The organism is Kitasatospora sp. NPDC057738 (assembly GCF_042798815.1).
Classification (GTDB): Bacteria; Actinomycetota; Actinomycetes; order Streptomycetales; family Streptomycetaceae; genus Kitasatospora; species Kitasatospora lactacystinica.
Genome location: NZ_JBHVJT010000033.1, coordinates 1 through 12,827, shown reverse-complemented (window position 1 = coordinate 12,827; position 12,827 = coordinate 1). Strand labels below are relative to the sequence as shown.

The 12,827-nt window shown below is 71.8% G+C and carries 10 protein-coding genes; 9 read left to right on the top strand and 1 reads right to left on the bottom strand.

Going from position 1 to position 12,827, the window contains the following annotated elements:
* Nucleotides 1-46 precede the first annotated feature (46 nt).
* Nucleotides 47-1,699 (bottom strand): PucR family transcriptional regulator, encoded by a 1,653-nt coding sequence (locus ACFVGO_RS19320; RefSeq protein ID WP_359900647.1) that lies wholly within the window; start codon nucleotides 1,697-1,699, stop codon nucleotides 47-49.
* A 252-nt stretch (nucleotides 1,700-1,951) separates the two neighbouring features.
* On the opposite strand from ACFVGO_RS19320, the gene ACFVGO_RS19315 reads away from it, so the two are divergent.
* From ACFVGO_RS19315 to ACFVGO_RS19275, 9 genes are all read left to right on the top strand, one after another.
* A complete protein-coding gene (locus tag ACFVGO_RS19315) occupies nucleotides 1,952-3,463 on the top strand; it encodes a gamma-aminobutyraldehyde dehydrogenase (RefSeq protein WP_359900650.1) in 1,512 nt (503 codons plus the stop codon).
* A gap of 55 nt (nucleotides 3,464-3,518) precedes the next feature.
* Entirely contained in the window at nucleotides 3,519-4,769 is a 1,251-nt protein-coding gene (locus tag ACFVGO_RS19310) for a spermidine/putrescine ABC transporter substrate-binding protein (RefSeq protein WP_359900653.1), read from the top strand.
* 40 nt (nucleotides 4,770-4,809) lie between these two features.
* Nucleotides 4,810-5,952 carry an ABC transporter ATP-binding protein gene (locus ACFVGO_RS19305; protein ID WP_380633052.1) on the top strand — a complete coding sequence of 381 codons (1,143 nt, stop codon included), beginning with the start codon at nucleotides 4,810-4,812 and terminating at the stop codon, nucleotides 5,950-5,952.
* Entirely contained in the window at nucleotides 5,949-6,893 is a 945-nt protein-coding gene (locus tag ACFVGO_RS19300) for an ABC transporter permease (RefSeq protein ID WP_359900658.1), read from the top strand. The genes ACFVGO_RS19305 and ACFVGO_RS19300 overlap by 4 nt, the downstream gene beginning before the upstream one ends.
* Nucleotides 6,893-7,696, top strand: a complete 804-nt coding sequence (locus tag ACFVGO_RS19295) for an ABC transporter permease (protein WP_380357026.1) — start codon at nucleotides 6,893-6,895, stop codon at nucleotides 7,694-7,696. Before ACFVGO_RS19300 ends, ACFVGO_RS19295 begins: the two co-directional genes overlap by 1 nt.
* A gap of 62 nt (nucleotides 7,697-7,758) precedes the next feature.
* On the top strand, nucleotides 7,759-9,153 hold the full coding sequence (locus ACFVGO_RS19290) for an FAD-dependent oxidoreductase (RefSeq protein WP_359900663.1): 1,395 nt from the start codon (nucleotides 7,759-7,761) through the stop codon (nucleotides 9,151-9,153).
* 134 nt (nucleotides 9,154-9,287) lie between these two features.
* The gene (locus ACFVGO_RS19285) at nucleotides 9,288-9,719 is read left to right on the top strand and encodes a hypothetical protein (RefSeq protein ID WP_380633049.1); all 432 of its coding nucleotides are present in this window, start codon (nucleotides 9,288-9,290) and stop codon (nucleotides 9,717-9,719) included.
* A 115-nt stretch (nucleotides 9,720-9,834) separates the two neighbouring features.
* Nucleotides 9,835-10,608: a hypothetical protein gene (locus tag ACFVGO_RS19280; protein WP_380633047.1), complete on the top strand. Its 774-nt coding sequence runs from the start codon at nucleotides 9,835-9,837 to the stop codon at nucleotides 10,606-10,608.
* A 223-nt stretch (nucleotides 10,609-10,831) separates the two neighbouring features.
* Entirely contained in the window at nucleotides 10,832-12,355 is a 1,524-nt protein-coding gene (locus tag ACFVGO_RS19275; RefSeq protein ID WP_359900672.1) for a CoA-acylating methylmalonate-semialdehyde dehydrogenase, read from the top strand.
* The last annotated feature ends 472 nt before the right edge of the window (nucleotides 12,356-12,827 follow it).

The following is a 12,827-nucleotide window of genomic DNA, read 5'->3' as shown; positions in this document are numbered from 1 at the left end:
GCGGGGCCCGGCGCCGCCCCGGGGCGCGCGCCCCGCTCAGCCCCGCTCAGCGCCGGACGGCGTCCAGCGCGAGCAGCGCCACGTGCAGGGAGAGGCAGGACTCCACCTGGTCGAGGTCGACGCCGAGGATCCGCTCGACCTTGTGCAGCCGGTCGTAGAAGGACGGCCGGGACAGGTGCGCCGCGTCCGCCGCGGCCGACTTGTTGCGGCCCTGCTCCAGGTAGATCCGCAGCATCTGCACCAACTGGCCGTTGTGCTCGGCGTCGTGGGCCAGCAGCGGGCCCAGCTCCCGCTCCACGTACGTCTGCAGCCGGGCGTCGTCGCGCAGCAGGTGGAGCAGGCCGCGCAGCCGGACGTCCGGCAGCCGGTAGTAGGAGGAGCTGCGGCCGCCGGGCGCGTCGTGCAGGGCGGCGTCGGCGACCTGGGTGGCCTCCAGCAGGGTGCGCCGGGCGTCGCGCACCGAGCCGACCGAGGAGCCGACGGCGACCACCGGGCCCGCCGGGTCGCCGCCCTCCCGTCCGGCCTCGGCGGACATCCGGCGCAGCGCGGCCGACAGGGCGTCCAGCGCGGCGTGCTCGTCCTGCTGGGTGCCGAGCGCGACCAGCAGGCCGACGGCCTCGTCGTCCAGCGCGCCGACCAGGGCGGTCAGCCGGCAGGCCCGGACCGCGCCGGCGGCCAGCTCGGTGAAGTCGCGCAGCCGGGCCTGGGCCTCCAGCGCGGCCGGGATCGGTCCGCGCCGCTGCCGCAGCACCACGCCGACCAGCCGGCGGCCCTCCAGCGGCACGCCGAGGGCCTGGGCGCGCAGCGCCGCCTCGGAGACGGTCAGGGCGTGGGTGAGGATGCCGGACAGCAGGGTGCGGTGGGTCTGCCGCTCCAGGCTCTCCCGGTCGCGCACCACCAGCCGGTTGAGGGCCAGTGCGGAGGCGCCGCGCTCCAGCAGCATGGCGTGGGGGTGGGCCTCGCCCTCGGGCAGCGGGCCGGGCTCCTGCACCAGCACCAGCCGGCCCCAGTCCTGGCCGCGGGCGCCGACGGCGGTGACCAGCCAGCCGCTGCGCGGGTCGTGGCCGGTGCGCCCGGCGGGGCGGACCCCGCGCGAGCGGCGCTCCCAGTCCTCCAGCACCTCGGCCTCCGGGCGCCCGGCGGTGTCGTGGGCGAGCACCTGGTGGGCCAGGTTCTCCAGGACGACCGGGGCGCCGGCCATCCGGGCCACCTGGCGGATCACCTCGGGCGCTTCGGCGCCCTCCACCACGAGCTCGTTGAAGACCTGGTGGACGGACTCGGAGATCCTCAGCTGCTCCAGCTGGGCGTTGACCACCAGGGCGTGCACGGCCTCGGTGACGGCGACGAAGCGCAGCTCGCGGCGGAGCGTGATCAGTGGCAGGCCGCGCTGTTCGGCGGCGTTGACCAGGGCGCGGGGGAGCGAGTCGAAGTAGCGCCGCCCGAACTCGACGACCAGGCCGGCCACCCCGACCTCGTCCAGCTCGCGCACGTAGCGGGCCAGGCCCTCGCGGTCCTCGGGCAGGGCGATGCCGGTGGTCAGCACCAGCTCGCCGCCGCGGAGCATCCCGGCGACGTCGGGCAGCTCGCTGACGTGGACCCAGCGGACCGGCCGCTCCAGGTGGTCGGCGCCGGCCACCACCTGGGGCAGGCCGCGCCGCATCACGTCCAGGTCGAGGACTCGGGCGACGGTGGGGAGCATCGCGGGCCTCCGGGGCCGGTGGGGGCCGGAGCGGGGGCTCCGGGTGATCAGAGTGTCAGGTAAATCATCCATCCCCCCGACGAGGTGTTGCCCTGGCCGCACCCTTGCACCCTGTAAGGCCCTTCGTGCCGAGGTTGTCGAAGTGACCCTTGTCACCCCAACCCCGCAGCAGGCAAGGTCAGCGGGACCGCAGACCCCCACCGCGGACGCGTGACCCCGCAGCGGTCGAACCACGGCACTTGGAGGAACCAGATGGACCTGACCGACTTCGGCCCGGGCGCGCAGTACATCGCGGGCCGCCCGACCCGGGGGAGCGGAGACCCCTTCCAGGTCGTCAACCCCGCCGACGGCAGCGTGGTCGAGCAGGTCGCGCTGGCCACCGCCGAGGACGTGGACACCGCCGTCGCCGCCGCCAGGGCCGCCCTGCCCGGCTGGTCCTCGGCCACCCCGGGCGCGCGCTCCGAGGCGCTCACCCGGCTGGCGGCCGTCCTGGCCGGGGCGGCCGACGACCTGGCCCGGGTGGAGACGGCGCAGACCGGCAAGCCGGTCAAGCTGGCCACCGAGTTCGACGTGCCCGGCACCGTCGACAACGCCGCCTTCTTCGCAGGCGCCGCCCGCAACCTGGAGGGCAAGGCGGCCGGCGAGTACTCCGGCGACCACACCTCCTACGTGCGGCGCGAGGCGGTCGGCGTGGTCGGCTCGATCTCGCCGTGGAACTACCCGCTGCAGATGGCCGCCTGGAAGATCCTCCCGGCGATCGCCGCGGGCAACACCATCGTGCTCAAGCCGGCCGAGCTGACCCCGCTGACCTCGCTGATGTTCGCCCGGGCCTGCACCGAGGCGGGCATCCCGGACGGCGTGGTCAACGTGGTCACCGGCGCCGGGCGCACCGCGGGCGAGCACCTGGTCGGGCACCCGGACGTCGCGATGGTCTCCTTCACCGGCTCCACCGGCGTCGGCAGGCGGGTCGCCGAGATCGCCACCGCGAGCGTCAAGCGCACCCACCTGGAGCTCGGCGGCAAGGCCCCGTTCGTGGTCTTCGACGACGCGGACCTGGACGCCGCGGTGCACGGAGCGGTCGCGGCCTCGCTGATCAACGCCGGCCAGGACTGCACGGCGGCCACCCGCGCCTACGTCCAGCGCCCGCTGTACGACGCCTTCACGGCCGGGGTGGCCGAGCTGTTCGCGGCGATCCGGATCGGTGACCCGCTGAACCCGCGCACCGACCTCGGCCCGCTGGTCTCGTACGCCCACCGGGACCGGGTGGCGGGCTTCGTGGAGCGCGCCCGCTCGTACGCCACCGTGGTCACCGGCGGCCGGGTCCCGGAGCGGGGCCACGACGGCCACGACCTCACCCGGGGCGCGTACTACCCGCCCACCCTGATCACCGGCGCGGCCCAGGACAGCGAGGTCGTGCAGGGCGAGGTCTTCGGCCCGGTGCTGGTCGTGCTGCCCTTCGACGGCGACGACGAGGGCCTGCGGCTGGCCAACGACACCCCGTACGGGCTGGCCGCCTCCGCCTGGACGAGCAACGTGCACCGCTCGCTGCGCGCCACCCGGGAGATCGCGGCCGGCTGCGTCTGGGTCAACGACCACATCCCGATCATCAGCGAGATGCCGCACGGCGGCTACAAGGCGTCCGGCTACGGCAAGGACATGTCCCAGTACTCGCTGGACGAGTACACCCAGGTGAAGCACGTCATGTTCGACACCACCGCGGTGGCCCGCAAGGACTGGCACCGCACCGTCTTCGGAGACAGATAACCCCCGGCCCAAGCGGGTGCCCCCACACCCCATCTCCCCCCAGGAGGCCCGTTCCATGGCGTTCAACGAGCTCACCGACGGTCTGCCCGAACCGGTCCGCAGGGCCTGGGAACGCAGTCTGACCAGCGGCCGGGCCGCGCTCGGCCGTCGCACCCTGCTGCGCGCCGCCGCGCTGACCGCCGGGGCGGGCACCCTGGCGGCCTGCGGCATCCCGGCGGCTCCCCGGGCGACCGGTGACTCGACCGCGAACGCCGCCGAGGACCTCTCGGGGACGCAGAAGGAGGTCGCCTTCTCCAACTGGCCGCTGTACGTGGACACGGACGAGAAGGACAAGGAGAAGCACGGCACCCTGGACGCCTTCACCGAGGCCACCGGGATCAAGGTCAAGTACAACGAGGACGTCAACGACAACGTCGAGTTCTTCGGCAAGGTCAAGCCGCAGCTCGCCTCGGGCCAGGACACCGGCCGCGACCTGATGGTGCTCACCGACTGGATGGCGGCCCGGCTGATCCGGCTCGGCTGGGCGCAGAAGCTCAACCCGGCGAACGTCACCACCGCGATCACCAACATCGAGGCGCGCTTCCGCGCCCCCGACTGGGACCCGGGGCGGCTCTACTCCTACCCGTGGGCCGGCATCCAGACCGTCGTCGCGTACAACCGGAAGGCGACCAGGGGCAAGGAGGTCACCAGCGTCTCCCAGCTGCTGGACGACCCCGACCTCAAGGGCCGGGTGACCTTCCTGTCCGAGATGCGCGACAGCATCGGGATGGTCCTGCTGGACCAGGGCAAGGACACCGCGAGGTTCACCGCCGACGACTACGACGGCGCGGTCGCCCGGCTGCAGAAGGCCGTCGACAGCAAGCAGATCCGCCGCTTCACCGGCAACGACTACGGCCAGGAGCTCTCCGCCGGCGACATCGCGGCCTGCATCGCCTGGGGCGGCGACCTGATCCAACTGCAGGCCGACAATCCGGACATCGGGTTCGTCATCCCGGAGAAGGGCTACATCGCCTCGACCGACAACATGCTGGTTCCGGCCAAGGCCCGGCACAAGGCGAACGCGGAGAAGCTGATCGACTTCTACTATCAGCCGAAGATCGCGGCGCAGCTGGTCGCGGGCATCGGCTTCGTCTCCGCCGTCACCGGGATGAAGGACGAGCTCGCCGGCATCGCCCCGGACACCGCGGCCAACCCGCTGGTCGTACCCACCCCCGAGATGGCGGTCAAGGCGCACGTGTTCCGCACGCTCTCCGAGAGCGAGGAGAGCGACTTCGAGCAGAAGTTCTCGAAGCTCATCGGCGCCTGACCCCACCTCCCGGCAGAGAATCCCAGGAAGACACCACCCCATGACAGACCAGCAGCGCGACGCGGCCGTCGGCGGCGACGTCCGGCTCACCGGAATCGGCAAGACCTACGGCTCCTTCACCGCCGTCCACCCGCTCGACCTGACCGTCCCCCAGGGCTCCTTCTTCGCCCTGCTCGGTGCCTCCGGCTGCGGCAAGACCACCACCCTGCGCATGATCGCCGGCCTGGAGGAGCCCACCAGCGGCACCGTCCTGATCGGCGGCCAGGACGTCACCACCCTGCCCCCGTACAAGCGGCCGGTGAACACCGTCTTCCAGAGCTACGCGCTCTTCCCGCACCTGGACATCTTCGAGAACGTCGCCTTCGGCCTGCGCCGGCGCGGCCGGAAGGACGTCAGGAAGCAGGTCGACGAGATGCTGGAGCTGGTCGAGCTCGGCCAGTACGCCCGGCGCAAGCCGCACCAGCTCTCCGGCGGCCAGCAGCAGCGCGTCGCCGTCGCCCGCGCGCTGATCAACCACCCGCAGGTGCTGCTCCTGGACGAGCCGCTCGGCGCGCTCGACCTCAAGCTCCGCCGCCAGATGCAGCTGGAACTCAAGCGGATCCAGACCGAGGTCGGCATCACCTTCGTGCACGTCACCCACGACCAGGAGGAGGCCATGACCATGGCCGACACCATCGCGGTGATGAACGGCGGCCGGGTCGAGCAGCTGGGCGCCCCCGCCGAGCTGTACGAGAACCCCGCCACCACCTTCGTGGCCAACTTCCTCGGCCAGTCCAACCTGCTGCCCGCCGAGGTCACCGGCACCGAGGGCGGTGACCTGCTGCTCAATGCGGCCGGCGTCCGCCTCGCCGTGCCGAAGGCGCGCTGCACCACCGACGCCAAGCGCGTCCACCTGGGCGTGCGCCCGGAGAAGATCACCATCACCCACGCCTCCGAGCAGGTCGCCGACGGCCGCAACCGGCTGACCGGCACGGTGCTCGACTCCAGCTTCATCGGCGTCTCCACCCAGTACGTGGTGCGCACCGACGGCGGCCAGGAGGTCACCGTCTTCGAGCAGAACATGGAGCGCGACGCCCGCATCGTCCCCGGCGCCGCCGTCCAGCTGCACTGGAACCCGGCGCACTCCTTCGCCCTGGACGCCGCACAGGCGATCGACGCGGGCACCGGGGAGGAGGCCGCATGACCGCCACCACCCCGGCCGCGCCGTCCCGGGCGATACCCCCCGACGGCGGCTCCCCGCAACCGGCGGAGCGCGGGCCGAAGCGCAAGCTCACCCCGTACTGGCTGCTGCTGCCCGGCATCGCCTGGCTGGTGATCTTCTTCGCCGTCCCGATGCTCTACCAGGGGTCGACCTCGCTGCAGACCGGCTCCCTCGAAGAGGGCTTCAAGGTCACCTGGCACTTCTCGACCTACTGGGACGCCCTGGTCGAGTACAAGTGGCACTTCCTGCGCTCGTTCTCCTACGCCGCCGTCGCCACCGTGCTCTGCCTGGCCGTCGGCTACCCGCTCGCGTACACGATCGCCTTCAAGGCGAGCAAGCGCTGGCGCAACGTCATCCTGATCCTGGTCATCGCGCCGTTCTTCACCAGCTTCCTGATCCGCACGCTGGCCTGGAAGACCATCCTGTCCGACGGCGGCCCGGTGGTCGGCGCGCTGAACGCGCTGCACGTCCTGGACGTCACCAACCTGCTCGGCCTCACCGACGGCGACCGGGTGCTGGCCACGCCGCTCGCGGTGGTCTGCGGCCTGACGTACAACTTCCTGCCGTTCATGATCCTGCCGCTGTACACCTCGCTGGAGCGGATCGACCCGCGCCTGCACGAGGCGGCCGGCGACCTCTACGCCCGGCCGTTCACCACCTTCCGCAAGGTCACCTTCCCGATCTCGCTGCCGGGCGTGGTCGCGGGCACCCTGCTGACCTTCATCCCGGCCTCCGGCGACTACATCAACGCCCAGCTGCTGGGCTCGCCGAGCGAGCAGATGGTCGGCAACGGCATCCAGAAGCAGTTCCTGAACGTGCTCGACTACCCCACGGCCGCCGCGCTGAGCTTCATCCTGATGGCCCTGATCCTGGGCATGGTGACGGTCTACATGCGCAAGGCCGGGACGGAGGATCTGGTCTGATGTCCCGGATGTTCACATGGATCCGCGCCCGCCTGGTGGTGCTGGCCGGCCTGCTGGCCCTCGCCTACCTGGTGCTGCCCAACCTGGTCGTGCTCGCCTTCTCGTTCAACAAGCCGGTGGGCAAGTTCAACTACGAGTGGAACGAGTTCTCCACCGACGCCTGGACCAACCCCTGCGGCGTGGCCGACATGTGCCAGTCGCTCTCGCTCAGCCTGCAGATCGCGGTGCTCGCCACCATCGGCGCCACCGTGCTCGGCACCATGGTCGCCTTCGCACTGGCCCGCTACCGCTTCCGCGGCCGCTCGGCCACCACCGCGATGATCTTCCTGCCGATGGCCATGCCCGAGGTGGTCATGGCCGCCTCGCTCGGGACGCTCTTCCTCAACATGCGCATCCCGTTCGGCTTCACCACCATCCTCATCGCGCACATCATGTTCTGCCTCAGCTTCGTGGTGACGGCGGTCAAGGCGCGCGTGATGAGCATGGACCCGAGGCTCGAACAGGCCGCCCAGGACCTCTACGCGACCCCCACCCAGACCTTCCTGAGGGTCACCCTGCCGCTGGCGGCGCCCGGCATCGCGGCGGGCGCGCTGCTCAGCTTCGCGCTCTCCTTCGACGACTTCATCATCACCCAGTTCAACTCGGGGCCGACCACGGTCACCTTCCCGATGTTCGTCTGGGGCGCCTCGCAGCGCGGCATCCCGGTGCAGGTGAACGTCATCGGCACCGCGATGTTCCTCGCCGCCGTGGTGCTGACCGTCGTCGGCCAGTGGCTGGGCAACCGCCGGAAGGCCACCGCCTGACGTACGGTCGACAGCGGTGGCACGTCATACGTCATCTATTCGTAGAAAGTGGCTGATAATGCATGGATTCCGCCCGCGCACTCAGTGACGCCAGGCCCACCCCCTTCTGGCTGGAGGATCCCGGCCGGCCGGCGGCGCTGCCCGCCCTGGTCGGCGACACCACCTGCGACCTGCTGGTCGTCGGCGGCGGCTACTCCGGCCTGTGGACCGCCCTCATCGCCAAGGAACGCGACCCCTCGCTGGACGTCGTGCTGGTCGAGGGCAACGAGGTCGGGTGGGCCGCGTCCGGGCGCAACGGCGGATTCTGCGCGGCCAGCCTCACCCACGGCTTCGGCAACGGCCTGGACCGCTGGCCGTCCGAACTGGCCCAGCTGGAACGCCTCGGTGCCGCCAACCTCGACGGCATCGAGGCCACCCTCAAGCGCTACGGCATCGACGCCGAGTGGGAGCGCACCGGCGAGATCGACGTCGCCACCCAGCCCCACCAGGTCGAGGAGCTCCACGAGATCGCCGAGGCGGTCGCCCGGTACGGCTTCGACATCACCGTCCTGGACGCCGACCAGCTGCGCGCCGAGGTGAACTCGCCGACCTTCCTCGGCGGCCTCTGGGACAAGGAGGGCGTGGCGATGGTCCACCCCGCCAAACTCGCCTGGGGCCTCAAGGACGCCTGCCTGGGCCAGGGCGTGCGGATCTTCGAGCACACCCGGGCCACCGACCTGCGGGAGCACGGCAGCGGCATGGCCGTCCGCACTCCGTACGGCCGGGTCTTCGCCCGCAAGGTCGCCCTCGGCACCAACGTCTTCCCGTCGCTGCTCAAGCGGGTCCGCCCGTACATCGTCCCGGTGTACGACTACGCCCTGATGACCGAGCCGCTCGACGACGAGCAGCTCGCCTCGATCGGCTGGCGCGGGCGGCAGGGCCTCGGCGACAGCGCCAACAAGTTCCACTACTTCCGGCTCTCCGCCGACAACCGGATCCTCTGGGGCGGCTACGACGCGGTCTACCACTTCGGCGGCCACGTCCGGCACGAGTACGACCAGCGGCCGGAGACCTTCCGCACCCTGGCCAACCACTTCTTCCGCTGCTTCCCGCAGCTGGAGGGCCTGCGCTTCACCAACGCCTGGGGCGGCGCCATCGACACCTGCAGCCGGTTCTCGGCGTTCTTCGACACCGGGTACCGCGGCAAGGTCGCCTACGCGGTCGGCTACACCGGGCTCGGCGTCGGCGCGACCCGCTTCGGCGCCGAGGTGATGCTCGACCTGCTCGCCGGCGAGCGCACCGAGCGCACCTCCCTGGACATGGTGCGCAGCAAGCCGCTGCCGTTCCCGCCCGAGCCGGTGCGCTGGGCCGGGATCGAACTCACCACCCGGTCGCTGGAGCGGGCGGACCGCACCGGCGGCCACCGCAACCTCTGGCTGCGCACCCTCGACCGGTTGGGGCTCGGCTTCGACAGCTGAAGCGCGACCGCCGCCAACCGGGCACCCCATAGTCGTGTAATCGGGACCCGCCGTCCGCCTCTCCTTGGTGACGGCGGGTCCCGTTCCTCCCGCCGTCTCCGAACAGTACGAACGGCAAGAAGCGGGGACACGACATGGAGACCACCGGACTGCACTGGCTCGCCCAGGCGGCACCGGACCCGGAGTCCTTCCGGGAGCAGTGGGAGCGCACCGGGCTGGGCCTGGTGCTGCTGCCGGCCGGCCGACGCTGGGACGTCCTCTCCGTCCCCGGGCGGCTCGGGCATCCGGCCCTGGAGGTCACGGACCCGCGCACCCGCGGCCCGGTCCTCACCGACTTCGGGGGCGAGCAGGTCAGCTTCCTGGTGCCCGTCGGCACGGCGGCCCGCTGGATCGGCACCGGTGTGCGCGGTGCGGGGGAGGGCGCCTGGATCGTCGTGCCGCACCCCGGGCGCAGCAGCCGGGGCGTGCGCTGGCTGGTCCCGCCCGACGGCTCCGGGCGGCTCAACGACCCGGTGCTGCTGGAGCTCGCCCTGCACGAGGCGGCGGCGACGCTCAGCGGCTGGTGAGCCCTCCGGGGCCCGGCTGTGGTGGCGCACCTGGGGGAGTTCCGGCGCTTTGGGATGCGCGGGGGCGCCCGGCGGTGGTGGCGCGCCGCGCGGTCGGTCGCGTCAGACTGGAGGCGTGACCACCGTCCCGCACGCCGTCGACGCGTCCCTCCGCCCGGGCCCCGCCCAGCTGCGCCTGGCCGCCGCGGCCGCACCGGTCTGCGACCGGTACGGCCTCGCGCTGGCCGGTGGGCACGCGCTGCGCGCCCACGGCGTCGCGGCCTGCCCGCAGGACGGGCTGACCCTGGCCACCGGCGGCGCCGACCTGCCGGAGGTGGCCGCTGCGCTGCGCGAGGCGTACCGGGCGGCGGGCGGGGAGGCCGTCGAGCGGCCGGGCACACCGCGGCTGGAGCAGCTCACCGTCCGGCTGGCGCTCGGCGGGCGGTCGCACTCGGTGGAACTGCGCAAGGAGCCGCTGGGCCACCGCGCGGTCCGCCTCGACCTCGGTGCGCCCGGGCCGGACGAGCCGCCGGTGGTGCTGCCGGTCGTCGCCCTGGAGGACGCGGCCGCGCTGACCACCGCGCTCCTCGTGGACCGGGGCATGCCGCGCGACCTGATCGACGTCCACGCCCTCACCCGTTGCTACCGCGAGGGCGAACTGATCGCACTGGCAGGGGAGTTGGACCCGGACCTCCAGCCCACGGCGCTGGCCGACCGACTGGAGACGCTCGCCGACGCGGCGGACGGGCGGTTCCGCGCCCGGGGCGTTCCGGCCGGGGAGGTCGACGGGCTGAAGCGGTGGGCGCTCGCCTGGGCCCAGGACCTGCGGCTGGACCTGCTGGAGACCCGGGAAGCGGCGGACGGCCTGCACGACCCGTACCTGGAGGAGCCGGAGGACGGGGACACCTGAGGCCCCGGCCCGGTGGAGCCGCCCGTTCGGCCGAGCGACCGGACGACCTGTAAGGCTGAATCCACGATCCCCGTCAGCCTGTTCGTTGAGCAGGACCGAAACGGCCACCAGACTGGAAGGCGAACGCGGTAGCCCCGTGATTTCCCGGCGCCCGGCCCATGCGGGCGGCGCCAGACCGGACCGGTGGCAGGACGCCGCCCGGGACTTCGGAGGCAGACGGACCTTGAGCAAGCACATCATTCACTGGATCAGCGGCAAGCCGGTCGCCACCGCCGGTGCGGCCCCCCGTCGGGGTGAGATCTTCGACCCGGCCACCGGCCAGGTCGCCGGCCAGGTCGACTTCGCCGGGATCGCCGAGGTCGACCAGGCGGTGGCCGCCGCCGCCGCGGCCTTCACCGAGTGGCGCAACGCCTCGATCGCGAAGCGGACGACGGTGCTCTTCGCCTTCCGCGAGCTGCTGAACGCCCGTCGCGACGAGCTGGCCTCGATCATCGTGGCGGAGCACGGCAAGGTGCACTCCGACGCGCTGGGCGAGATCGCCCGCGGCCTGGAGGTCGTGGAGTACGCCTGCGGCATCCCGCAGCTGATCAAGGGCGGCTTCACCGAGCAGGCCTCGACCGGTGTCGACGTCTACTCGATCCGCCAGCCGCTCGGCCCGGTCGCGATCATCTCGCCGTTCAACTTCCCGGCCATGGTGCCGATGTGGTTCTTCCCGATCGCCATCGCGGCCGGCAACACCGTCGTGGTGAAGCCCTCGGAGAAGGACCCGTCCGCCGCCAACTTCCTCGCCGAGCTGTGGAAGGAGGCCGGGCTGCCGGACGGCGTCTTCAACGTCGTGCACGGCGACAAGGTGGCCGTCGACCGCCTGCTGGAGCACCCGGACGTCAAGTCCGTCAGCTTCGTCGGCTCCACCCCGATCGCCCGCTACGTCTACGAGACCGGCACCCGCTACGGCAAGCGCGTGCAGGCCCTGGGCGGCGCCAAGAACCACATGCTGGTCCTGCCGGACGCCGACCTCGACCTCGCCGCCGACGCCGCCGTCAACGCCGGCTTCGGCGCGGCCGGCGAGCGCTGCATGGCGGTGTCCGTGCTGGTCGCGGTCGACCCGATCGGCGACGAGCTGGTCGAGAAGATCAAGCAGCGGATCGCCACCCTGAAGGTCGGTCCCGGCTGCAACGGCGACTCCGAGATGGGCCCGCTGGTCACCGGCCAGCACCGGGACAAGGTCACCTCCTACGTGGAGTCCGGCGTCGCCGACGGCGCCGAGCTCGCCGTGGACGGCCGCAAGCACCCGGTCACCGCCGAGGACCGCAACGGCTCCCCGACGGCCGACGGCTTCTGGCTCGGCCCCACGCTGTTCGACCACGTGAAGCCCGGCATGTCCGTCTACAACGACGAGATCTTCGGCCCGGTCCTCTCGGTCGTGCGCGTCGACTCGTACGAGGAGGGCCTGGCGCTGATCAACGCCAACCCGTACGGCAACGGCACCGCCCTCTTCACCAACGACGGCGGCGCGGCCCGGCGCTTCCAGTTCGAGGTGGAGGTCGGCATGGTCGGCATCAACGTGCCGATCCCGGTGCCGGTCGCCTACTACTCCTTCGGCGGCTGGAAGGCCTCGCTGTTCGGCGACACCCACGCGTACGGCCCGGACGGCGTGCAGTTCTTCACCCGGGGCAAGGCCGTGACCCAGCGCTGGCTGGACCCGTCGCACGGCGGCATCAACCTGGGCTTCCCCACCAACAGCTGAGCCGCCCGCTCCAACAGCCGAGCCGCACAGCTCCGCCGGCCGGACCCCTCCCCCCCGGGGTCCGGCCAGCGGTCTTTGCACGACGTTTGCATCCCGCCGCCGAAGCGCGTACAGTTCTTCGAGCTGCCTGGCTGGGAGCACCGGACACGCGTCTGCGCGGACGGTCCCGGGGCAGCCAATCCTTTGAAACACCACTTCTCGGTTCGTGCCGGTCGTTTTCGCTTTTCGCGTCCCGACCTGGTGCTTATTCGGCGTGCGCGTTTTATCGGATTGCGGTCGGATTCGCTTTTCGGAGCGGGGATCGGCTAGAGTTTGAAACGTCGGACAGGGCGTCAAGCCCCGGAAGACGCCAGCGAGTTGGATGAACGAAGCCCCGGAAACGGAGCGGAAAATATCTGATAAGCTGGAAACACGAAAGAACGAAGCCCGGAGGGTCCGCTGGAAGGCGGTCCGAAGGAAGCGTCCGTTCCTT

Excerpts from the sequence above, each read along its gene's own strand:
- ACFVGO_RS19320 (WP_359900647.1), bottom strand. The coding sequence starts at position 1,699 with ATGCTCCCCACCGTCGCCCGAGTCCTCGACCTGGACGTGATGCGGCGC.
- ACFVGO_RS19315 (WP_359900650.1), top strand. The coding sequence starts at position 1,952 with ATGGACCTGACCGACTTCGGCCCGGGCGCGCAGTACATCGCGGGCCGC.
- ACFVGO_RS19310 (WP_359900653.1), top strand. The coding sequence starts at position 3,519 with ATGGCGTTCAACGAGCTCACCGACGGTCTGCCCGAACCGGTCCGCAGG.
- ACFVGO_RS19305 (WP_380633052.1), top strand. The coding sequence starts at position 4,810 with ATGACAGACCAGCAGCGCGACGCGGCCGTCGGCGGCGACGTCCGGCTC.
- ACFVGO_RS19300 (WP_359900658.1), top strand. The coding sequence starts at position 5,949 with ATGACCGCCACCACCCCGGCCGCGCCGTCCCGGGCGATACCCCCCGAC.
- ACFVGO_RS19295 (WP_380357026.1), top strand. The coding sequence starts at position 6,893 with ATGTCCCGGATGTTCACATGGATCCGCGCCCGCCTGGTGGTGCTGGCC.
- ACFVGO_RS19290 (WP_359900663.1), top strand. The coding sequence starts at position 7,759 with ATGGATTCCGCCCGCGCACTCAGTGACGCCAGGCCCACCCCCTTCTGG.
- ACFVGO_RS19285 (WP_380633049.1), top strand. The coding sequence starts at position 9,288 with ATGGAGACCACCGGACTGCACTGGCTCGCCCAGGCGGCACCGGACCCG.